General features: G+C 67.1%; 19 protein-coding genes. 13 read left to right on the plus strand and 6 right to left on the minus strand.

The window, feature by feature from the left end; all coding sequences use genetic code 11:
* Positions 1-7: 7 nt before the first annotated feature.
* From V9L21_RS22075 to V9L21_RS22085, 3 genes are all read right to left on the minus strand, one after another.
* Complete coding sequence (locus tag V9L21_RS22075; protein WP_337315015.1) at positions 8-769, minus strand: DUF72 domain-containing protein; 762 nt, start codon at positions 767-769, stop codon at positions 8-10.
* 23 nt (positions 770-792) lie between these two features.
* A complete protein-coding gene (gene xerD / locus V9L21_RS22080; RefSeq protein WP_337315016.1) occupies positions 793-1,704 on the minus strand; it encodes a site-specific tyrosine recombinase XerD in 912 nt (303 codons plus the stop codon).
* Between the two features lie 79 nt (positions 1,705-1,783).
* Complete coding sequence (locus tag V9L21_RS22085; RefSeq protein WP_337315017.1) at positions 1,784-2,758, minus strand: tripartite tricarboxylate transporter substrate binding protein BugE; 975 nt, start codon at positions 2,756-2,758, stop codon at positions 1,784-1,786.
* A gap of 102 nt (positions 2,759-2,860) precedes the next feature.
* Here V9L21_RS22085 and V9L21_RS22090 point away from each other — a divergent pair, with 102 nt between their 5' ends.
* Positions 2,861-3,778, plus strand: coding sequence for an AEC family transporter (locus V9L21_RS22090; protein ID WP_337315018.1), 918 nt, complete (start codon positions 2,861-2,863; stop codon positions 3,776-3,778).
* On the opposite strand, the gene queG is transcribed toward V9L21_RS22090, so the two are convergent.
* Positions 3,775-4,860, minus strand: coding sequence for a tRNA epoxyqueuosine(34) reductase QueG (queG, locus tag V9L21_RS22095; RefSeq protein WP_337315019.1), 1,086 nt, complete (start codon positions 4,858-4,860; stop codon positions 3,775-3,777). The two genes, V9L21_RS22090 and queG, sit on opposite strands and share 4 nt — an antisense overlap.
* Between queG and tsaE the strand changes: the two genes are divergently transcribed.
* From tsaE to V9L21_RS22110, 3 genes are all read left to right on the plus strand, one after another.
* Positions 4,846-5,355: a tRNA (adenosine(37)-N6)-threonylcarbamoyltransferase complex ATPase subunit type 1 TsaE gene (tsaE, locus tag V9L21_RS22100; RefSeq protein WP_337315020.1), complete on the plus strand. Its 510-nt coding sequence runs from the start codon at positions 4,846-4,848 to the stop codon at positions 5,353-5,355. The two genes, queG and tsaE, sit on opposite strands and share 15 nt — an antisense overlap.
* Positions 5,352-6,947, plus strand: a complete 1,596-nt coding sequence (locus V9L21_RS22105) for an N-acetylmuramoyl-L-alanine amidase (RefSeq protein WP_337315021.1) — start codon at positions 5,352-5,354, stop codon at positions 6,945-6,947. Before tsaE ends, V9L21_RS22105 begins: the two co-directional genes overlap by 4 nt.
* Positions 6,948-7,080: 133 nt before the next feature.
* Complete coding sequence (locus V9L21_RS22110; RefSeq protein WP_337315022.1) at positions 7,081-7,377, plus strand: glycine zipper domain-containing protein; 297 nt, start codon at positions 7,081-7,083, stop codon at positions 7,375-7,377.
* Between the two features lie 62 nt (positions 7,378-7,439).
* Here V9L21_RS22110 and V9L21_RS22115 read toward each other — a convergent pair whose 3' ends face one another.
* Positions 7,440-8,108: a DedA family protein gene (locus V9L21_RS22115; protein ID WP_337315023.1), complete on the minus strand. Its 669-nt coding sequence runs from the start codon at positions 8,106-8,108 to the stop codon at positions 7,440-7,442.
* 104 nt (positions 8,109-8,212) lie between these two features.
* On the opposite strand from V9L21_RS22115, the gene mutL reads away from it, so the two are divergent.
* The 4 genes from mutL to V9L21_RS22135 all read left to right on the plus strand — a co-directional run bounded on the left by mutL (position 8,213) and on the right by V9L21_RS22135 (position 12,967).
* Positions 8,213-10,108, plus strand: a complete 1,896-nt coding sequence (gene mutL, locus V9L21_RS22120; RefSeq protein WP_337315024.1) for a DNA mismatch repair endonuclease MutL — start codon at positions 8,213-8,215, stop codon at positions 10,106-10,108.
* Between the two features lie 186 nt (positions 10,109-10,294).
* Complete coding sequence (locus V9L21_RS22125; RefSeq protein WP_337315025.1) at positions 10,295-11,293, plus strand: alpha/beta hydrolase; 999 nt, start codon at positions 10,295-10,297, stop codon at positions 11,291-11,293.
* A gap of 43 nt (positions 11,294-11,336) precedes the next feature.
* Positions 11,337-12,320, plus strand: coding sequence for a tRNA (adenosine(37)-N6)-dimethylallyltransferase MiaA (miaA, locus tag V9L21_RS22130; protein WP_337315026.1), 984 nt, complete (start codon positions 11,337-11,339; stop codon positions 12,318-12,320).
* Entirely contained in the window at positions 12,317-12,967 is a 651-nt protein-coding gene (locus V9L21_RS22135; protein WP_337315027.1) for an ABC transporter ATP-binding protein, read from the plus strand. The genes miaA and V9L21_RS22135 overlap by 4 nt, the downstream gene beginning before the upstream one ends.
* 9 nt (positions 12,968-12,976) lie before the next feature.
* On the opposite strand, the gene V9L21_RS22140 is transcribed toward V9L21_RS22135, so the two are convergent.
* Entirely contained in the window at positions 12,977-13,933 is a 957-nt protein-coding gene (locus V9L21_RS22140; protein WP_337315028.1) for a threo-3-hydroxy-L-aspartate ammonia-lyase, read from the minus strand.
* A 115-nt stretch (positions 13,934-14,048) separates the two neighbouring features.
* Between V9L21_RS22140 and V9L21_RS22145 the strand changes: the two genes are divergently transcribed.
* From V9L21_RS22145 to V9L21_RS22165, 5 genes are all read left to right on the plus strand, one after another.
* Positions 14,049-14,762 carry a GntR family transcriptional regulator gene (locus tag V9L21_RS22145; RefSeq protein ID WP_337315029.1) on the plus strand — a complete coding sequence of 238 codons (714 nt, stop codon included), beginning with the start codon at positions 14,049-14,051 and terminating at the stop codon, positions 14,760-14,762.
* Complete coding sequence (locus V9L21_RS22150) at positions 14,759-15,634, plus strand: phytanoyl-CoA dioxygenase family protein (RefSeq protein ID WP_337315030.1); 876 nt, start codon at positions 14,759-14,761, stop codon at positions 15,632-15,634. The genes V9L21_RS22145 and V9L21_RS22150 overlap by 4 nt, the downstream gene beginning before the upstream one ends.
* A 4-nt stretch (positions 15,635-15,638) precedes the next feature.
* Entirely contained in the window at positions 15,639-17,000 is a 1,362-nt protein-coding gene (locus V9L21_RS22155) for an NAD(P)H-dependent oxidoreductase (protein ID WP_337315031.1), read from the plus strand.
* Between the two features lie 215 nt (positions 17,001-17,215).
* Entirely contained in the window at positions 17,216-18,448 is a 1,233-nt protein-coding gene (locus tag V9L21_RS22160; RefSeq protein ID WP_337315032.1) for an RNA polymerase sigma factor, read from the plus strand.
* A 29-nt stretch (positions 18,449-18,477) separates the two neighbouring features.
* Positions 18,478-21,087, plus strand: a complete 2,610-nt coding sequence (locus tag V9L21_RS22165; RefSeq protein ID WP_337315033.1) for an FtsX-like permease family protein — start codon at positions 18,478-18,480, stop codon at positions 21,085-21,087.
* Positions 21,088-21,195: the final 108 nt, after the last annotated feature.

A 21,195-nucleotide genomic window follows, 5' to 3' on the forward strand; every position in this document is an offset into this window, starting at 1 on the left:
GAAAAAATCATGGCTGACGGTCTGAAGAGACCGCCGATTCTGAATCAATGCGCAGCAGCGTGAGCGCGTTGCCCACGGCCTCGCCGCCGGCCGTGTTGTCGAAGATGCACCAGCACGCTGCGCCCTCTTCGCGCGCCTGCCGCAGCCGCTTTGCAAGCCGCACAAGGAGCGCGTTGTCGTAAGCCGACCAATACCGCCGCGGCGAGCCGTGCAGCCGCAGGTACGCCAGCGCGGGCCACCCGCCCGGAGCCGCCGCCTCGTCGAACAGGACAGGATCGGCCAGCACGCGGCCCACTTGGAGCTGCGACAGCAACGCGTCCACCTGCGGCGTGAACCAGCTGCGATGCCGCGGCTCGAGCGCAACCGCGCCCTGGTGCCGCCGCCGCAGCGCCGAAAGAAAACGCTTCACCGTGCCGGCATCGAAAGTCAGGCTCGGCGGAAGCTGCACGACGAGGCAGCCGAGCTTGGCGCCCAATCCGCCGGCCTGTTCGACAAAAGCATCGAACTCCGGCATGGCATCGAGCAGCCGTTTCTCGTGCGTGATGGATTGCGGCAGCTTGACCGCAAAGCGAAAACCCTCGGGCGTGCTCGCGGCCCAGCGCTCGTAGGTTTCGCGCCGGTGCGGCCGGTAGAACGAGGTGTCGATTTCCACCGCGTCGAAGCGTTGCGCATAGCGCTCGAGGTGCGAGCCGGCGGCTGGAAACTCCGGCCACAACGCACGCGGCAGGCTCCAGCCGGCGCAACCAATGTGCAGTGGCGGCAGCGGCATTGCGCGGTCCATTCGCCCAGCCCTCAGCCCCGCGGATGATGCTGCGAATGCAGCTGCTTGAGCCGCTCGCGCGCCACATGGGTGTAGATGGTGGTCGTCGAAATATCGGCATGGCCCAGCAGCAGTTGCACCGCACGCAGGTCGGCGCCATGGTTCAGCAGGTGGGTGGCAAACGCGTGGCGCAGGGAGTGCGGCGACAGCGGCACGTGGATGCCGGCGGCGGCGGCCTGCTTCTTCACGATGACCCAGAACATCACGCGCGTCATGCCCGCGCCGCGCGAGGTCACGAACAGGTCGGGCGTCTGCTGCCCGTCGAGGATGACGGGCCGCGACTCTTCCAGGTAGCGTTCTATCCAGCGCCGCGCCTCGCCGCCGAACGGCACCAGGCGTTCCTTGTTGCCCTTGCCCAGCACGCGCAGCACGCCGTCGTTCAGGCTCATGTCGATGGCCTTTAGCGCGACGAGTTCGCTCACGCGCAGCCCGCTCGCATACATCAGCTCGAGCATGGCGCGGTCGCGCAACCCGAGCGGCGTTTCCACATCGGGCGCGGCCAGCAGGTCGTCCACCTGCTTTTCCGACAGGGTCTTGATGGCGCGCGGCATCTGCCGTGCCGGCGCGAGCCGCAGGCTGGGGTCGGCCACGATGCGCCGCTCGCGCAGTGCCCAGCGGTAGTAGCGCTTGAACACGGTGAGCCGCCGGTTGGCCGAGGTGGCCTTGCCCTCGCTGGAAAGGCGCACGCCCATGTAGGCCTGCAGGTCGTTTTCCTTCGCGGTGTCGAGCACCGCGCCGCTGCGCTCCTTGCGAAGCCACTGCGCAAACAATGCCAAGTCGCGGCGGTAGGCGGCGAGCGTGTTCTTCGACAGCCCGTCCTCCAGCCAGAGGGCATCGATGAAGTCGTCGATCTCAGGGGTTTGTACGGCGGCCGCCTCGGTCATGCTCGCAAGATATCAAAAAGAAGATCACCAAAGAAAAAGGCCGCCCGTGGCGCGGGCGGCCTGTTCGCAAGAAGCAGGATCAGTCGAGCTTCAGCTTCTGCTTGGCAACCACCTGCTTGTAGACGTCGTATTCGGCCTTGATCTGCGCGGCAAACTGCTCGGGCGTGTTGGCCACGATCAGCGAACCCGTGTCTTCGATGCGCTTCTTCACGGCCGGGTCTTCCACCGACTTCTTCACGCCGGCGTTGATCTTGTCGACCACTTCCTTCGGCAGGCCCTTGGGCCCGAGGATGCCGTAGTAGGCCATGCGATTGACCGGCTCGAGCCCCACTTCCTTGAAGGTCGGCACGTTGGGCAGCGCGGCCAGGCGCTGCGGCGCCGACACCACGATGGGAATCAGGCGGCCGCTCTGGATGAAGGGCATGGCCGAGGGAATGTTGTCGAACATGATCGGCACCTGGCCGGCCACCACGTCGTTCAGCGCCGGGCCCGCGCCGCGGTAGGGAATGTGCGTGACGAAGGTGTTGGTCAGGCTCTTGTAGAGCTCCATCAGCAGGTGGCCGATGCCGCCCGTGCCCGACGAGGCGTACGAATACTTGCCGGGGTTTTTCTTGAGCTCGGCCACGAACTCGGCGTAGTTCTTGGCCGGGAAGCTCGGGTTCACCGCAATGATGTTCGGCGTGGCCGCGATGTTGATGATCGGCGTGAAATCGTTGATCGGGTCGTACGGCACCTTGGGGTTGATGGCCGGGTTGGCCGCCGTGCTCGATACCGTGGCAACACCGAGCTTGTAGCCGTCTGGCGTGGCGCGTGCCGTTTCGGCCGCGCCCACAATGCCGCCGCCACCGGCGCGGTTGATCACCACCACCGGCTGGCCCAGCACCTTGCCCAGGGGGTCGGAAATCACGCGCGCCACGATGTCGGTCGTGCCGCCCGGTGCAAAGGGCACGCTCAGTTCGACCGGCTTGTTCGGATAGCCCTGCGCGAAGCTCTGGCCCGCGACCGCGACCAGCGCGGCGGCACCCACCATGGCGCCCCATTGACGACGTTGCATCTATAACTCCTTGATTGACTGATGTCGAAAAAGCAAAGCCCCGGATGCTAGCCGCTTCGCGCCTGGCCGGTGCTGTGGATTACCCATGGCCGCCGACGGTTTATGCTCGAAGCGGTGAACTTCGCCCAGCTGCTCTTTCCGGATTTTTCGCTCATTGCCATCGGTTGGCTGCTCTGCCGCTACACCGCGCTCGACCGCCGCGTGTGGGACCAGGTCGAGAGCCTTGTGTACTACTTTCTTTTCCCGGTGCTGCTGTTCCATTCGATCGTGCGCAGCCCGCTCGATTTTGGCGCCACCTCGAGCCTGCTTACGGCAGGCGTCGGCGTCGGGCTCAGCGGCATCGCGCTGGCCTATGCCTTGCCCTACGTGCCGGGCCTGCGCTCGCACATCGACCGCCGCGACCATGCGGCCAGCGCGCAGATCGGGTTTCGCTTCAACTCCTTCATCTGCCTTGCGCTCGCCGAACGACTGGCCGGCCCGCAGGGCCTGTTGCTGATTGCGGTGCTGATCGGCGTGTGCGTGCCGATGTTCAACATTGCGGCCGTGTGGCCCATGGCGCGGCATGCGCAGAGCGGCTTTGCGCGGCAGCTGGTGCGCAACCCGCTGATCGTCGCCACGCTGACCGGCCTGCTATGCAACCTGCTGGGCTTCACCGTTCCGAACTGGGCCACGCCGACGCTCACGCGCATCGGCGCCGCCTCGCTCGCGCTGGGCCTGCTGGCCGCGGGCGCGGGCATGCAGTTCGCCACGCTGGGGCGCGGCAAGGTGCTGGCGGTTTCGGTGCTGGCAATCCGGCATTTGTTGCTGCCGCTGGTCGCCTGGGGCCTGTCTCGCGCGCTGCGGCTCGATGCAACCCAGGCTTCCGTGCTGATGGCGTTTTCCGCGGTGCCCACGGCCTCGAGCGCCTATGTTCTGGCGGCGCGCATGGGCTACAACGGCCCGTATGTGGCCGGACTCGTGACCCTGTCGACGCTGCTCGGCGTGGCGAGCCTGCCGTTCGCGCTGGCCTTGCCGCGCTAGCGCTGCTCGGCGTTCGGGCGCTGCGCCAGCGCCCAGGCCACGTGCTCCCGCACCAGTTCGCTCGCATCCGATGCCCGCGTGGCCAGGGCTTCCGCGGCGCCGCTCTCGCCCGCGCGCAGTGCATTGCCCAGCGCCACGGCGATGTTGCGCAGCCAGCGCTCGTGCCCGATGCGCCGGATGGGACTGCCTTCGGTGAAGCGCAAGAAATCGTCCTCGCTCCACGCGAAAAGCGAAGCCAGCGCCTGCCCGGTCAGCCCTTCGCGTGCGTCGAAATCGGGCAGCGCGCTCTTCTTCGCAAACTTGTTCCAGGGGCAGATCAGCTGGCAATCGTCGCAGCCGTAGATGCGGTTGGCCATCAGCGGCCGAAGCTCCAGCGGAATCGGCCCGCCGTGCTCGATGGTGAGGTACGAAATGCAGCGCCGCGCATCGAGCCGGTGCGGCGCGATGATGGCCTTGGTCGGGCACACGTCGATGCAGGCGCTGCAGCTGCCGCAATGCGCGGTGACCGGCTCGCTCTCGGGCAGCGCCATGTCGACATAGATCTCGCCGAGAAAGAACATCGAGCCCGCGCTGCGGTCCAGCACCAGCGTGTGCTTGCCGCGCCAGCCCTGGCCGCTGCGCGATGCGAGCTCGGCTTCGAGTACGGGGGCCGAATCGGTGAAGGCGCGATGCCCGAAAGGGCCCACCTCTTCCGCAATGCGTTCGGCCAGCTTGGCGAGCCGCGCGCGCAGCACCTTGTGATAGTCGCGCCCACGCGCATAGACGGAGACGATGGCCTCGCCGGGCCGCTCGAGGCGATCGAATTCCACGGCCTGCCAATCGTCCAGGTGCGTATCCCGCGGCAGGTAGTCCATGCGCGCCGTGATCACGCTGACCGTGCCCGGCACCAGCTCGGCGGGCCGCGCGCGGCGCGCGCCGTGCGTTGCCATGTATTTCATCTCGCCATGGAACCCATGGGCCAGCCATTGCATCAGACCTTCCTCGGCGCTCGATAAATCGACGCCCGCGATTCCGATTTGGGAGAATCCGAGTTCCCGGGCCAATGCCTGAATACGAGCAACGAGTGGATGGCTGACGATCACTTGCCGATTGTAGAAACGCCGAAGAACGCCGGCCGCACACTGCGCTGGCGCAGCGAGGAGGACACCGACGCCTTTGCGCGCGCGCTTGCGGCCGCACCCGAATTGCGCGATGCCTTCATTGCGCTGCACGGCGATCTCGGCGCCGGCAAGACCACCTTCGTGCGCCACCTGCTGCGCGCGCTCGGCATCCAGGGCCGCATCAAGAGCCCGACCTATGCCGTGGTCGAGCCGCACGAGGCGCCCGACGGCCTTGCCATCTTCCATTTCGACTTCTATCGCTTCAACGATCCACGCGAGTGGGACGACGCCGGCTTCCGTGACATTTTTGCCGGACCGGGGCTCAAGCTTGCCGAATGGCCAGAAAACGCTGCGGGCCGCACACCAGTTGCGGACCTCGCTATTAAAATAGAAGCAATGACAGACGACACACGCAGCGTGACCCTTCTTGCGAATACTCCTCGCGGCAGCGACCTGCTGACGCACATCGCCGCATGAAGGCGGGCGGCCTCAAGCGGCGCGTGCTCCTGCAGGGCGGCAGCATTGCGCTGATGCTCGGCGTGCACCAGATTGCGCGCGGCGCCACCATCCTCGCCGTGCGCGTCTGGCCCGCGGCCGACTACACGCGCGTCACCATCGAGTCCGATGCACGGCTGCATTCGCAGCAGCTGGTGGTCGGCAGTCCGCCGCGGCTGGCGGTGGACATCGAAGGCATCGACCTCAACCCCGAGTTGCGCGAACTGGTCGGCAAGATCAAGCCGGGCGATCCGTACATCAACGGCCTGCGCGTGGGCCAGAACGCACCGAAGGTGGTGCGCATCGTGTTCGACCTGAAGCAGGCCGTGGTGCCGCAGGTCTTTTCGCTTGCGCCCATTGCCGCGTACAAGCACCGGCTGGTGCTCGACCTCTACCCCGAAAAAGCCATCGACCCGATGGAAGCGCTGATTACCGAGCGGCTGCGCGAGGCACCTCGCAGCAACGGGAGCAACAGCAACGACACCGCAGTGGCCAGCGCCCCTTCGGTGCCGCCGCCCGCCGCGCCGTCTTCGCGCCTGGCGCCCGATGGCGGCCCGCCGATCCTCGTGCGGCCCTCGCCCAACGTGCCCGCGCCGCGCCCTGCGCCCGGCAGCATCGCACCTCCCGCAACGCCCGCCCGGCCGCCGGCCGTGGCCATGCCTCCATCCGCGCCGGCACCCGATCCGCTGGGCGAGCTGATGGCGCAACAGGCCACACGGCCCGGCCCCGCCGCGCCGCCGGCGCCCGTCGCACCTCCCGCAGCACCGCCCGTGGCACCTTCCGCGGCGGTGGCGCCGCCTCCCGCGCCCGCCCCGGCCTCGCGCGGCGGCGCCACCGCAAGCCGCACCGACCGCATCATCATCGTGGCGCTCGACCCCGGCCATGGCGGCGAAGACCCCGGCGCCATCGGCCCTAACGGCACGCGCGAGAAAGACATCGTGCTGCAGATTGCGCATCGCCTGCGCGACCGCATCAACGCCAGCAGCGTCGGCGGCAATCCGATGCGCGCATTTCTCACGCGCGATGCCGACTTCTTCGTGCCGCTTGGCGTGCGCGTGCAAAAAGCGCGGCGCGTGCAGGCCGATCTTTTCGTGAGCATCCACGCCGATGCGTTCACCACACCGGCCGCGCGCGGCGCGAGCGTTTTTGCGTTGAGCCAGAGCGGTGCCTCGAGCAGCGCCGCGCGCTGGCTCGCCAACAAGGAAAACGAAGCCGACAAGGTGGGCGGCGTGAACGTCGGCAACCACGAGGCACAGGTGCAGCGTGCGCTGCTCGACATGAGCACCACAGCGCAGATCAACGACAGCCTCAAGCTCGGCGGCGCCATGCTCGGCGAAATTCGCGGCATTGGCGCGCGGCTGCACAAGCCGCAAGTCGAGCAGGCAGGTTTTGCCGTGCTCAAGGCACCCGATATTCCAAGCGTGCTGGTCGAGACGGCGTTCATCAGCAACCCCGAAGAAGAATCGAACCTGCGCAGTGCGAGCTACCAGGAAAGCCTGGCCGATGCGCTGATGCGCGGCATCCAGCGCTACTTTGCGCAGAACCCGCCGCTCGCGCGCAGCCGTCAGCTTTAAACCCCTGCGCGCCGCCCTGCTGTCCCACGCGGGCCGGCCCGTGGCACCGCACAGTCATGCGCGGCAGGCTCCTACACAGGGGCCGGGCCGCTTTTGCCCATCATGAACCCATCACTTTAGAAAGGTGGACATCATGAAAGCACGCATCTGGATTCCCGCTGCAGCAGCGACTTCGGTCATGGCGCTGGCAGGTTGCGCTTCCGGTCCCAACCAGAACCTGGGCACGGGCGTTGGCGCACTCGGCGGCGCAGCGGTCGGCCACGCCATCGGCGGCAACACGGCCAGTACCCTGGGCGGTGCAGCCGTGGGTGGCGTGATCGGCAACCAAGTGGGCCGCAGTGTCGACGAACGCAACCAGCGCAACTACTACGAGAGCCAGCGCGCCTATCCGCCGGGCACCTACTACCCGCGCAACGGCCCGACCTACTGACCCTCTACCAACCCAATATTGAAGCGCGCCATCACTGGCGCGCTTTTTTTGGGGCGCGGTGTTCAGGCCTTCGAAGGCAATTGCTCACGCGCCTTTTCCGCGCGCGACGCGCGCCATGCGCCGAAGATTGCAAGCAACCCGGGCACGATGATCAACGCCCAGATGATCTTGTCGAGATGCTCGCGAACGAAAGGCAGGTTGCCGAAGAAGTAACCCGCCGTTGCGATGCCGAGCACCCAAATCAGCGCGCCGCCCACGTTGAACATGGTGAACTTGGCCCGGTTCATTTCAGCCACGCCGGCCACGAAGGGCGCGAAGGTGCGAATGAACGGCATGAAGCGCGCAAGCACGATCGTGATGCCGCCGTAGCGCTCGTAGAACGCATGCGCCTGGTCGAAGGCCTTGCGGTTGAAGAAGCGCGAATTCTCCCACTTGAACACCTTGGGCCCGAAGTAGCGGCCGATGCTGTAGTTGCACTGGTCGCCCAGAATGGCCGCCACGATGAGCACCGCGCATGCGATCGGATAGCTCATGAGCCCCACGCCGCACAGCGCCCCCACAATGAAGAGCAGCGAGTCGCCGGGCAAGAACGGCATCACCACCGCGCCGGTCTCCACGAACACGATCAGGAAGAGCAGCGCATAGACCCAGGGGCCATAGGCAACGACGAAGGCCTCGAGGTGTTTGTCGACGTGGAGGATGAAGTCGACGAGAAAGCTGATGATTTCCATGGTGGCGGATTATCCGTGCTGCACGCCAACCGTTGTCCCGTGACGGATTCGGACACGCTCCATGACAGCTCGATACAACCCGGCAGGGCTTCTAGAATGCTCGCGTGAGCGCCCTCCCCTCCTCCATTCCCACCCTCGAACGCCGGCCGATCCGCGAGCTCCCTGACGAGCTGATCAGCCAGATCGCCGCCGGCGAAGTGGTCGAGCGGCCGGCTTCGGTGGTGCGCGAACTGCTCGACAACGCACTCGATGCCGGCGCAAGCCAGGTCACAGTGCGGCTGGCGTCGGGCGGCGTGCGGTTGATCTCCGTCGAAGACGACGGGCTGGGCATTCCGCGCGAAGAACTCACGGTGGCCCTGCGCCGCCATGCCACCAGCAAGATCGCGAGCCTCAACGACCTTGAAACGGTCGGCACCATGGGCTTTCGCGGCGAGGCGCTCGCGGCAATCAACGCGGTTGCCGAGCTCAGCATTCTTTCGCGCTTTACCGGCGCCGACAGCGCCTTTGCGCTCGACGGACGCACCGGCGAACTGCGCCCGGTGGCACGCTCCGTCGGCACTACGGTCGAAGTGCGAGAGCTGTTCTTCGCCACGCCCGCGCGCCGCAAGTTCCTGAAGACCGACGCCACCGAACTGGCCCATTGCATCGAGGCGGTGCGCCGGCATGCGCTGGCGCGGCCCGAGGTCGGTTTTTCGGTGTGGCACGACGGCAAGCTGATGGAGCAGTGGCGCGCCGCCGACAAGCGCGAGCAGCGGCTGGCCGATGCATTGAGCGACGACTTCGTGGCACAGAGCGTGGCGGTCGATCACATCGGCGGCGCGGTGCGCGTGGTCGGCCGCGCGGGCATTCCCGATGCGGCGCGGTCGCGCGGCGACCAGCAGTTCTTCTACGTCAACGGCCGCTTCGTGCGCGACAAGGTGCTTTCGCACGCGGTGCGCAGCGCCTACGAAGACGTGCTGCACGGCCAGCGCCAGCCTGTGTACGCGCTCTACCTCGAAATCGATCCGTCGCGGGTCGATGTGAACGTGCACCCGACCAAGATCGAAGTGCGTTTTCGCGACGGCCGCGAGGTGCACCAGGCGGTGCGCCACGCCATCGAGAACGCGCTTGCAGCGCCTCGTGCAGGCGATGCGGTGGTGCCCGCCGCAGCGCAGCAGCCCTTCTTCAAGCCGAATGTGCCGGCCTCGGGAGCCAACTGGGCGCAGCCGGCCATCAATTTCACGGCAGCAGAACGCGGCGTGGGCGATTTCGACGCCATGTGGCCGCGGCGGGCCGATGAATCGGCCATGGAGTATTCCGGCGCCGAGACCTCCCGCTGGCCCGTGATCGGCACGCCGCCCATGTCGTTCCGAGCGCCTGTCGGGCTTCCGGCGGAACCTGCTGCGTCGTCCGAGTCGCTGGCCACCAACGAACAGGCGTGGCCGCTCGGCCGCGCGGTGGCCCAGTTGCATGGCATCTACATCCTGGCGGAGAACAGCCAGGGCCTGATCGTGGTCGACATGCACGCCGCGCACGAGCGCATCGTTTACGAGCGCCTCAAGACGCAGCTGGACGGCGCGGCGATCACGAGTCAGCCGCTGCTGATTCCGGCGACATTTGCAGCGACGCCGCAAGAAGTGGCCACGGCCGAGGCCTGCGCTGCGGTGCTGCCCACGCTGGGCCTCGAAATCACGCCGTTTTCGCCGCGCACCCTTGCGGTGCGCGCAGTGCCGGGTACGCTGGCCGACGGCGACCCGGTGGAGCTCGCCCGCAGCGTTCTGGCCGAACTGGCCCAGCACGACGCCAGCACTGTGGTGCAGCGGGCACAGAACGAACTGCTCTCTACGATGGCCTGTCACGGCGCAGTGCGGGCGAACCGCAAGCTCACCATCGACGAAATGAACGCTTTATTACGCCAGATGGAGGCAACCGAGCGTTCGGACCAGTGCAACCACGGCCGCCCGACATGGCGGCAGCTCTCGATTCGCGAACTGGACGCGCTTTTTATGCGCGGCAGGTAACAAATCCGGGCGTTTTGAGGGTTTTTACGGAGTTTTTGGCAGTCATCCGTGAAGCGGGCACGGGCGTTGCATGTGTAAAACAAAGTGCCACCTTAGGCACTCCGGGGGAGGCTCTGAAGCGCAGTGTCGGCGCGTTTCAGACGAAAGCGTATGAACTTTCTGCCGGCTTTGCTGTCCCTCTAGTCCATGAAACGCTGGTCTCTGCTTGCCTCCGTTATTTCGCTGTGCGCCCTTCTGGCCGCCGGCTGCTCCACATTCGACGAACAGCAGCGCGAATGGATTTTTCAGCCCAGCGACCGCAGCTGGGGCAACACCGCCACCATGACCGAGGGCATGCAGGACGTCTGGATCGACTTCCAGTCGTCCATTACCGGCGAATCCGCGCGCCTGCACGGCCTCTGGCTTGGCGGCGAACCCGAGACCACCGACCGGCCCGTGATGCTGTACCTGCACGGCGCCCGCTACAACGTGGCCGGTTCGGCCCCTCGCATCCAGCGCATGCACGAACTAGGTTTTTCGGTCTTGGCCATCGACTACCGGGGTTTCGGCAAGAGCTCCAAGGGCCTGCCTTCGGAAGAATCCGCGCGTGAAGACGCCCGCGCCGCCTGGATGTGGCTCGCTGCGCGCCACCCCCGCCAGCACCGCTACATCTTCGGCCACTCGCTCGGCGGCGCCATCGGCATCGACCTGGCGGCCAACGTCAAGGACGAGAGCGGCACCATCGTCGAAAGCACCTTCACCTCCATTGCCGACGTGGTGAGCGGCTTCAAATGGGGCTGGCTGCCGTTCGGTCCGCTCATCACGCAGCGTTTCGAGGCCATCAACCGGGTCAAGGACATCGGCGCGCCGCTCCTGGTGGTGCATGGCACCGCCGACAGCCTGATCAACCCCACGCTGGGCCGCAAGCTCTACGACGCGGCCACGGTGCCCAAGCTCTTCGTGCTGGTCGAAGGCGGTTCGCACCACAACACCAACTCGGTCGGCGAAGCGCAGTACCGTTCGGCGCTCTCGCAGCTGTTCCGCATGAAGCCCGAGACGACGCTGGCCTCCCGGCAGCCGGAGGGCGCGCCGCTCGTGCGCGGCGCGCAGCCGGTGCCGGTGCTGCCGGCGGCGCCTCGGCCCGATTCGGCCGTGCTGCCGCAAGAGGCGCGCGGCAAGGCGACGGCAAGCGCGCAGGCCATCTGAGCGAAAGTCCCGGCTTCGGTTTTGTTGTTACCCTCGGGCGCTTATGCCGCCCTCCGTTGCCGCTTCCGGCCTTCCTGAAAAACTGAAATACATCGCGCTCGCGGGGCCGACGGCCTCCGGCAAGACCGCCGTGGCGCTCGCGGTGGCGCAACTGCGGCCTGTCGAAATCGTCAGCGTCGATTCCGCGCTGATCTATCGCGGCATGGACATTGGCACGGCCAAGCCGAGCAAGGCCGAACAGGCCAGCGTGCCGCACCACCTCATCGATATTCGCGACCCGGCTGAAAGCTACAGCGCGGCGGCTTTCGTGGCCGACGCGACGCGGCTCGTCGAAGAGATCCGTGCGCGCGGCGCCCTGCCGCTCCTGGTGGGCGGCACCATGCTGTACTTCAAGGCGCTGTTCGACGGCATCGACGCCATGCCCGCCGCAGACGCGGCAGTGCGCTCACGCATCGACGCCGAAGCCGCGGCGCTCGGCTGGCCCGCCATGCACGCGCGGCTGGCCCAGGTCGACCCCGCGACGGCCGCCCGCCTTGCGCCGCAAGACAGCCAGCGCATCCAGCGCGCACTCGAAGTGTGGGAAAGCAGCGGGCAGCCGTTGTCCAGCTTTCATGCGGGTGAAAACAAGGCCGCAAAAGGCTTGGCCGGCGGCGCGCTCTTCTCACTCGAACCCGCCGACCGCGCCTGGCTGCATGCGCGCATTGCCGATCGCTTCGACGCCATGCTCACCGCCGGTTTTCTCGACGAGGTCAAGGCACTGCGCGCGCGCGGCGATTTGTCGACGGAGCTTCCATCGATGCGCTGCGTGGGCTATCGGCAAGCGTGGGAAATGCTCGATGCCTGCGGCAACGAGAGGCCGGGCGCCAAGGCCATCGCCGAGCTGCGCGAGCGCGGCGTTGCGGCCACGCGCCAGCTGGCCAAGCGACAAATTACCTGGCTGCGCAGCATGCCTGAGCGCGCCATCATTGCCTGCGACGCACCCGACTCGGTGCGCACCGCCGTTCAACGCATTGCAACCGCCGCATGACACTGCGCATTTCCAACCTTGCCAAGCACTACGGCGACGTGCCCGTCTTCGAGAACGTGACGCTCACTGTCGAGCCCGGCGAGTTCGTCGCCATCGTGGGCGAATCGGGCGTGGGCAAGTCGACGCTGCTCAACTGCATGGCCGGGCTTGACAGCTGGGACGCGGGCACCGTCACGCAGGGCGGCACCGACATCGGCGCGCTCGACGGCGAGGCGTGCGCGCTCTGGCGCCGCCGCCATGTCGGCTTCGTGTTCCAGGCCTTCCACGTGCTGCCGCACCTGGACGTGGCGCAGAACGTGTCGCTGCCGCTGATGCTGCTCGGCCAGCAACGCGATGAAAGCCGTGTCGCGCACATGCTCGATGCGGTGGGCCTGCCCGGCATGGGCGCGCGGCTGCCGCAAACGCTTTCAGGCGGGCAGCTGCAGCGCGTGGCCATTGCGCGCGCACTGGTGCACCGCCCCACCCTGCTGCTGGCCGACGAGCCCACGGGTAACCTCGATCCGACCACCGCAGCCAAGGTGATGGAGCTGCTCATCGGCCAGACGCGTGAACACGGCGCCTCGCTGGTGCTGGTCACGCACTCCGAAAGCGCCGCGGCCCGCGCAGACCGGCTGCTGCACCTGACCGCCGAAGGAATCCGCGCCTGAGCGAGCGAGCTAGGCGAGCAAGGCCGCGTAGCGCGACAGGTCGACGTTGCCGCCGCTGATCACGATGCCGACGCGCTGCCCCGCCATGGCCTCGCGTGCCGCAATGGCGCCCGCAAACGCAAGGCAGCCCGTCGGCTCCACCACTATCTTCATGCGCTCCGCAAAGAAGCGCATCGCTTCGACGAGCTGGTCGTCCGTCACGGTGAAGATGTCGTTCACGTCGCGCTTGATGATGCCGAAGGTGTATTCGCCCAGGTGCTGTGTCTGCGCGCCGTCGGCAATGGTCTTGGGCGTTTCGATGTGCACGATTTTTCCCGCGCGGAACGACTGCTGGCCATCGTTGCCCGCTTCGGGCTCCACGCCGTAGACCTTGCATTCGGGCGCCAGCGCGCGTGCCGACAACGCCGAGCCCGACAGCAGCCCGCCGCCGCCCAGGCACACGAACAGGTGGTCGAGCGGACCGGTTTCTTCGATCAACTCCTTCACCGCCGTGCCCTGCCCCGTGAGCACATCGGGGTGGTCGTAGGGCGGAATCATCGTCATGCCGCGCTCCTGCGCGAGCCGCCTGGTCAGCGCCTCGCGGTCTTCGGTGAAACGGTCGTACATCACCACTTCGGCGCCGTAGCCCTTGGTGGCCGCCACCTTGGCGGCAGGCGCGTCCTTGGGCATGACGATGACCGCGGGCATCGACAGCAGCCGCGCCGACAGCGCAATGGCCTGCGCGTGGTTGCCCGAAGAAAACGCGATGACGCCGCCCTCGCGCTGCGTAGCGTCGAATTTCGAGAGCGCATTGAAGGCGCCGCGAAACTTGAATGCGCCCATGCGCTGGAAGTTCTCGCACTTGAAGAAGAACCGGGCACCCCAGCGCTCGTCGGCAGTGGTCGAGCGCAGCACGGGCGTGCGATGGGCGTGGCCTTGGAGCCGCGCGGCCGCGGCAATGACGTCGTCGTAGGTGGGTAGTTGCATGCGCCGAGCTTAGCGGCGGCTTACGTTTTTTTGCAGGGCCAATGGGTAAAAACCCGGAATACGTCCGCGCCCGCATCTTTGTACTCTGTATACAGAGTTCAGAGAAAGACGGTCCATGCCAGCCCACCTCGTCAGCATCGAAGCCTCGCCCGACCTCGTCGACCAGGTCTACCGCGCCCTTCTCGGCGCCATCAGCAGCGGCTCGCTCGCGCCGGGCGAACGCATCACCCAGGAAGACATTGCGCAGCGCCTCTCGGTGTCGCGCCAGCCGGTGCTGCAGGCGCTGCGCCTGCTCAAGAAAGATGGCTTCGTGCTCGATTCGCCTGGCCGCGGCGTGCTGGTGGCGCCGCTCGATGCCGAGTGGATGCGCAAGATCTACCAGGTGCGCGGCGCGCTCGACGTGCTGGCCGCGCGGCTCGCCGCACAGCAGCGCTTTCGCATCGACCCCAAGCTGATGGAGCGCGGCCGGCGCGCGGCGCGCGGGCGCAATGTCGAAGCCATGATCGATGCCGACATGGCTTTTCATGAGGCCATCTACGAGGCGTCCGGCAATCCGCTCATCGGCCAGAGCGCCGGCCAGCACTGGCGCCACCTGCGCCGCGCCATGGGCGCGGTGCTGCAGGCCGAACCGCAACGCGAATCGCTGTGGGATGAGCACCAGGCCATTGCCGACGCCATTGCCGCTGGCAACGCGCAACGTGCCGCCCAGCTGAGCGAAGAACACGTTGCGCAAGCCAGCGAAGCGTTGAGCCGGCGGCTCGCGCAGCAACTGGCGCGCACCGCATCGACGACCCACCACACCACCCACCGCAAAGGAGACAAGGCATGAAGTTGAACCCCGACCAGCGCGCGCAATTCGAGCGCGACGGCTACCTGTTCTTCCCCGGCCATTTTTCACCCGAAGAGACGAAGGTGTTGACCGATGCGGTGCCCGAGCTCTACAGCCGGCGCGAAGCCTTCAACGTGCGCGAGAAAGGCTCGGATGCCGTGCGCACCAACTTTGCCGCGCACCTGATCAGCGAGCCCTTCGCGCGGCTGGCGCGCCATCCGCGCATGGTGGAGCCGGTGATGGATCTGTTCGAAGAGCAGGTCTACATGCACCAGTTCAAGATCAACGGCAAGATGGCGTTCGAAGGCGACGTGTGGCAATGGCACCAGGACTACGGCACATGGCTCAACGACGACCTGATGCCCACCGAGCGCGCGATGAACGTCGCCATTTTTCTGGACGATGTGAACGAGCACAACGGTCCGCTGATGTTCATTCCGGGCAGCCACCGCAAGGGCGTGGTCGATGCGAAGCATGACCTCACGACCACGAGCTACCCGCTCTGGACGGTCGACAACGACCTGATCCGCCAACTGGTAGACCGCGCCGGCGGCAAGCATGGCGGGATCGTCTCGCCCAAGGGCCCCGCCGGTTCGATGATCCTGTTCCACAGCTGCCTCGTGCACGCATCGGGCAGCAACCTTTCGCCCTTCAATCGCGTGGCGGTGTACCTGAGCCTGTGCGCCGTCAGCAACCATATCCGGCGCCACAAGCGGCCCGAGTACATCGCGCACCGGGACTTCACGCCCATCGAGATGCTGCCCGACGATTGCCTGCTGAAGCCCTATCCGGTCGAGGTGCCGTGGAAGAACGGCCTGCCCGAAAGCGCGCTGCAAACCTCGCTCGCAACTCTCGACATCGTGGAGGCCTGATCTCATGAGCCTCTACACCCGCCTGCAACAGCGTGCCGCCGAAGGCAACCCCATCCGCATCGGCCTGATCGGCGCCGGCAAGTTCGGCTCGATGTATCTCGCGCAGATTCCGCGCACGCCCGGCGTGCAGCTGGTGGCCATTGCCGACCTCTCGCCCGCCGCCGCACGCGTCAACCTCGAACGCGTCGGCTGGCAGGCCGAGCGCACCGCCGCGGACTCGGTGCAGCAAGCGCTGAAGACCGGAAGCACCTGGATCACAGACGACTGGCAGGCCGTGACGCGCGAGCCTTCCATCGACATCGTGGTCGAGTGCACCGGCAATCCGGTCGCGGCGGTCGATCATTGCCTGGATGCCTTTGCACACGGCAAGCACGTGGTGAACGTGACCGTGGAGGCCGACGCCTTTTGCGGCCCGCTGCTCGCGCGCAAGGCGCAGCAGGCGGGTGTGATCTATTCGCTGGCCTTCGGCGACCAGCCCGCGCTCATCTGCGACCTGGTCGACTGGGCGCGCACCTGCGGCTTTCCGGTGGTGGCCGCCGGACGCGGCCACAAGTGGCTGCCGCACTTCACCGAATCGACGCCGGAAACCGTGTGGGGCAACTACGGCCTCACGCCCGAACAGGCGCTGCGCGGCGGGCTCAACCCGAAAATGTTCAACAGCTTTCTCGACGGCTCCAAGCCTTCGATAGAAAGCTCGGTCGTCGCCAACGCCACCGGCCTCACCGTGCCTTCGGACGGCCTGCTCTACCCGCCCGCGAGCGTGGAAGACATTCCCTTCGTCACACGCCCGCAAAGCGAGGGCGGCGTGCTGGAGCGCAAGGGCATGGTCGAAGTGATTTCATCGCTCGAAGCCAATGGGCGAAAGATTCCCTACGACATCCGCATGGGCGTGTGGGTCACGGTCGAGGCCGAGACCGACTACATCAAGAACTGCTTCGAGGAATACAACGCCCACACCGACCCGAGCGGCCGCTACTTCACGCTCTACAAGCGGTGGCACCTCATCGGCCTGGAAGTCGGCATGTCGGTGGCCAGCGTGGCGTTGCGCGGCGAGCCCACCGGCGTTGCCACCTGCTGGAACGCCGACGTGGTCGCCACCGCCAAGCGCGACTTGGCGCCCGGCGAAATGCTCGACGGCGAAGGCGGCTACACCGTCTGGGGCAAGCTGCTGCCGGCCGAACGCTCCATGCGGCTGGGCGGCCTGCCACTCGGGCTCGCGCACAACGTCAAGCTGGTGCGTGCGGTGAAGAAAGGCCAGAGCCTTTGCTGGGCCGACGTGGCCATGGACACCTCGACCCACGCCTACCAATTGCGCGCCGAACTGGAGGCCATGTTTGCACCTGCCGCGCAGGCCAAGGCTGCCTAGCGGATCCCCGGGCTTCATCGGCGCGCGGCCCTTGGCTTTTGCCATTGCGCCGGCGCATTTTTAGGGAAAGAATTAATTGTTCGGCATGCCATACGCATGTCGAAATGACTGGCTGCGAGCCGTCATTGTGGTGAGCAATCTTGCTCGGCAAGCTTGTCCTCGATGGAGAACACCATGCAATTCAGCTCCTGTGCAACTGGAACTCCGGGCGCACCGTGAACGAACTGGCGGCTCCCCGAGCCGCCGAGCGGGCGGCGCGTGAATCGTATGGGCGGCTGCTCGCGATTCTTGCAGCGCGCACGCACGACATTGCCGCATCGGAAAACGCGCTCGCGCAAGCCTTTGCAAGGGCTCTCGAACGCTGGCCCGCCGACGGCATTCCCGAGCAGCCGGACGCCTGGCTGCTGAGCGTGGCGCGGCATCGCAAGCTCGACGCCTGGCGCCACAGCCGCATCCAGGATGCCGCCACCCAAGCGCTGCTGCTGCTGGCCGGCGAGGTCGATGTGGGCACGGTCGACGGCGCCGCCGTGCCGGACGAGCGCTTGCGGCTGCTCTTCGTGTGCGCGCATCCGGCCATCGACGTGGCCGCCCGCGCGCCGCTCATGCTTCAGGCGGTGCTCGGGCTCGATGCAGCCCGCATGGCGGGGGCGTTCCTCACTTCGCCTTCCACGCTCGGCCAGCGGCTGGTGCGGGCCAAGGCGCGCATCCGCAGCGCGGGCGTTTCTTTCGAGTATCCCGAAGCACGCGAACTGCCGCTGCGCTTGCAGGACGTGCTCCAAGGCATCCATGCCGCTTATGGCAACGGCTGGGACGATGTGGATGGCGCGGACACCCTGCCCCGCGGCCTTGCCACCGAAGCCATCGAGCTCGGCCGCATTCTGTGCGCACTGATGCCGAACGAGCCCGAGCCGCTCGGCCTGCTCGCGCTGATGCTGTTTTGCCAGAGCCGGGCGGCGGCGCGGCTCAACGATGCCGGCGCCTATGTGCCGCTCGACCAGCAGGACACGGCGCGCTGGGACCCGGACCTGCTTGCAGAGGCCGAGCAGTACCTGCGGCAGGCAACGGACATGAATACTCCCGGCGCCTGCCAGCTGGAGGCCGCCATCCAGTCGGCCCATTGCGAGCGCCGTGTCGGCGCACCGGTGGCGCCCGAAGCAATGGTTGCGCTGTACGACAACCTGCTGGCGCTGCGCCCCAGCCTAGGCGCCCAGGTGAGCCGCGCCTGCGCTCTTGCCAAAGCGCGCGGCCACGATGTCGGCCTGCAGGCACTCGATGCCATTGCGGCCGATGAGGTGGCGAACTACCAGCCCTTCTGGGCGGCGCGCGGCCATCTGCTCGCGGCAGGCGGCGCCCGCGCCGCCGCGCGCCAGGCCTTCGATCGCGCGATAGGCCTGAGCGCGAGCGCGGCGGTGCGCGCGTATCTCAACGGGATGTCCGAGCGGCCCTGATCTTTCTGCGCGCCGGCCACAATGGCGGCATGCGCGCATTGCTCACCACCTTCTCATGGCAGGAACTGCGCCATCACCCTTGGCGCAATGCCGCAGCGGTATTGGCCGTGATGCTGGGCGTGGCGCTTGCGTTCTCTGTGCAGCTCATCAACGCCTCGGCACTCGACGAGTTCTCCAGCGCCGTGAGGTCCGTCAACGGGCAGCCGGACCTCGAAGTGCGCGCTGTGCAAGGCAGCTTCGACGAAGCGGTGTTCGCCCAGCTTGCCCGGCATCCGCAGGTGGCATTGGCAAGCCCGGTGCTCGAGTTCCAGGGCTTCGCGCTGGCTGGTGAGCGGCAGGTGCCGATGCGCGTGATCGGCGTCGACGCGCTGGCGTTGCCGGCCATTGCACCGGCGCTGATGCCGCAGCCCCGCAAGAATGCGGACCGCTTCGCGATGCTGGTGCCGGGCCATGTGTTTCTGAACGCCGCGGCGCGCAATGTGCTGGGCCTGCCCGCGAAGGCGGCCGAAGACCGTGCCGAGACCGTGGAACTGCGTAGCGGCGGCGCTTGGCAGCGGCTCGAGGTGGCGGGCCATGTGGCCGCCACCGGCACGGCGTTAGCCGTCATGGATATCGGGGCAGCGCAAGACCTCTTCGACAAAGCGGGCCAGCTCAGCCGCGTCGACTTGAGGCTTACTCCTGGCACGGACCGGGCGGCCTTCATCGCATCGCTGCAGCGCGCTCCAGGCTGGCCCGCTGGCTTGCAGTTTTCAGAGCCCGGCGACGCGGCCGAACGCGTGAGCAATCTCTCGCGCGCCTACCGCGTCAACCTGACGGTGCTGGCGCTGGTGGCGCTTTTTACCGGTGCGTTCCTGGTGTTCTCGGTGCTGGCGCTCAGTGTGGCCAAGCGTGCGCAGCAATTCGCCCTCCTCGGCGTGCTGGGCCTGACGCCGCGCGAGCGGCTGCGGCTGGTGCTGGCGGAGTCGTTCGTGCTCGGCCTGATAGGAAGCGCCGCCGGCCTGGGGCTGGGCACAGCGCTCGCGGCCTTTGCACTGCGCGTGCTCGGCGGCGACCTGGGCGGCGGCTATTTCCAGGGCGTGGCGCCCACGCTGCACTGGAGCAGCGGCTCGGCCTTGCTGTACGGCGGGCTCGGCGTGCTTGCGGCGCTGGTGGGCGGCTGGTGGCCCGCGCGCGCGGCGCAGGCGCTGCCCGAGGCCCAAACGCTGAAGGGCCTGGGCGCCGCACCGGTCCAAGGCAAAAGCCATTGGCTGGCGCTCGGCCTCATTGCGGCAAGCGCAGCCTTGGCCAACATGCCGGCTGTCGGTGGCATTCCGGTGGCGGCATACCTTTCGGTGGGTTGCCTGCTGGTGGGCGGCATCACCGCATTGCCCTGGCTGATTGCGCTGCTGTACGACCGCATTGCACCCGCGTTTGCGCAGCGCGTGTTGCCGATGCTCGCCATCGAGCGTGCAAGGCGCATGCGCGGCACCGCAGCCGTGGCGGTCAGCGGCGTGGTCGCCAGCCTGAGCCTTGCGGTTGCGCTCACGGTCATGGTCGCAAGCTTTCGCGATTCGGTGACGCGCTGGCTCGACGTGGTGCTGCCGGCCGATCTTTATCTTCGCGCCACGTCGAGCGGCCGCTCCGCTAATTCCGGCACCCAGAGCAGCAGCGACACCGCCACCTTTTCTCCGGCCTTCGTGCAGGCACTGGCACAACTGCCGGGCGTGGAACGCACCGGCACGCTGCGCACCCGCTCGTTGCAACTCGACCCCGCTCAACCCGCCGTCACGCTGATCGCGCGAAGCCTGGAGGGCGGTGCCGCACAGACACTGCCGCTGGTGGGCCCTTCGCTGCCGGTACCTGCCGGGCAGATCGGCATCTACGTGAGCGAGCCGATGGTGGAGCTGTACGGCGCCAAGCCGGGCGCGCTGTTTGCGCCGCTCTCGAATGCGCTGGGCACCACCAGCGGGTCTGCGCCGGCTGCGTTCTTCGTGGCAGGCGTGTGGCGCGACTACGCGCGGCAGTTCGGCGCCATCACCATGGATGCGCGCGATTTCGAGCGCCTGACGGGCGAGCGCGAGGTGAGCGATGTGTCGCTGTGGCTTGCGCCTGGCGCATCGGAGGGCGCGGTTCAAGCCGCTGTTCGCGAATTGGCGGCGCGCCAGCCGAGTGGAATTGACGGGTCCGGTTCGAGCATCGAGATTTCGTCGGTCGGGCAGATCCGCGCAACTTCGCTGCGCATCTTCGACCGCAGCTTTGCGGTGACCTACTGGCTGCAGGCGGTAGCCATTGCCATCGGGCTCTTCGGCATTGCGGCGAGCTTCAGCGCGCAGGTGCTGGCAAGGCGCAAGGAGTTCGGGCTGCTCGCGCACCTGGGGTTCACGCGACGGCAGGTGCTGGCGGTGGTGGCGGGTGAAGGCGCGGCCTGGACGGCGATTGGTGCCGTGGCGGGGCTCTTGCTGGGGCTGGCGGTTTCGGTGGTGCTGGTGAAGGTGGTGAATCCGCAGAGCTTTCACTGGACCATGGATTTGCTGGTGCCTTGGGGGAGGCTGGTGGTGCTGTGCGGCGCGGTGGTGGTCGCCGGCACTGTCACCGCCTGGCTGGCGGGGCGGGCCGCGGCGGGCAAGGACGTGGTGCTCGCGGTGAAAGAGGACTGGTAAAGGGCGTTGGTTTGTTTCCCGAGGCCGGGTCTCGCCCCGGCGGGCGACTCACTTTCTTTGCTTCGCCAAAGAAAGTAAGCAAAGAAAGGCGACCCCTACTGTCTGCGT

This window comes from Variovorax sp. CCNWLW235 (assembly GCF_037204085.1).
GTDB lineage: Bacteria > Pseudomonadota > Gammaproteobacteria > Burkholderiales > Burkholderiaceae_C > Variovorax.

Coding starts and splice junctions, on each gene's coding strand:
- miaA (WP_337315026.1), top strand. CDS start 11,337: ATGCCGCCCTCCGTTGCCGCTTCCGGCCTTCCTGAAAAACTGAAATAC.
- V9L21_RS22125 (WP_337315025.1), top strand. CDS start 10,295: ATGAAACGCTGGTCTCTGCTTGCCTCCGTTATTTCGCTGTGCGCCCTT.
- V9L21_RS22135 (WP_337315027.1), top strand. CDS start 12,317: ATGACACTGCGCATTTCCAACCTTGCCAAGCACTACGGCGACGTGCCC.
- V9L21_RS22165 (WP_337315033.1), top strand. CDS start 18,478: ATGCGCGCATTGCTCACCACCTTCTCATGGCAGGAACTGCGCCATCAC.
- tsaE (WP_337315020.1), top strand. CDS start 4,846: ATGGCTGACGATCACTTGCCGATTGTAGAAACGCCGAAGAACGCCGGC.
- V9L21_RS22140 (WP_337315028.1), bottom strand. CDS start 13,933: ATGCAACTACCCACCTACGACGACGTCATTGCCGCGGCCGCGCGGCTC.
- V9L21_RS22110 (WP_337315022.1), top strand. CDS start 7,081: ATGAAAGCACGCATCTGGATTCCCGCTGCAGCAGCGACTTCGGTCATG.
- V9L21_RS22155 (WP_337315031.1), top strand. CDS start 15,639: ATGAGCCTCTACACCCGCCTGCAACAGCGTGCCGCCGAAGGCAACCCC.
- V9L21_RS22145 (WP_337315029.1), top strand. CDS start 14,049: ATGCCAGCCCACCTCGTCAGCATCGAAGCCTCGCCCGACCTCGTCGAC.
- xerD (WP_337315016.1), bottom strand. CDS start 1,704: ATGACCGAGGCGGCCGCCGTACAAACCCCTGAGATCGACGACTTCATC.
- V9L21_RS22085 (WP_337315017.1), bottom strand. CDS start 2,758: ATGCAACGTCGTCAATGGGGCGCCATGGTGGGTGCCGCCGCGCTGGTC.
- V9L21_RS22150 (WP_337315030.1), top strand. CDS start 14,759: ATGAAGTTGAACCCCGACCAGCGCGCGCAATTCGAGCGCGACGGCTAC.
- V9L21_RS22105 (WP_337315021.1), top strand. CDS start 5,352: ATGAAGGCGGGCGGCCTCAAGCGGCGCGTGCTCCTGCAGGGCGGCAGC.
- V9L21_RS22115 (WP_337315023.1), bottom strand. CDS start 8,108: ATGGAAATCATCAGCTTTCTCGTCGACTTCATCCTCCACGTCGACAAA.
- V9L21_RS22075 (WP_337315015.1), bottom strand. CDS start 769: ATGCCGCTGCCGCCACTGCACATTGGTTGCGCCGGCTGGAGCCTGCCG.
- V9L21_RS22090 (WP_337315018.1), top strand. CDS start 2,861: ATGCTCGAAGCGGTGAACTTCGCCCAGCTGCTCTTTCCGGATTTTTCG.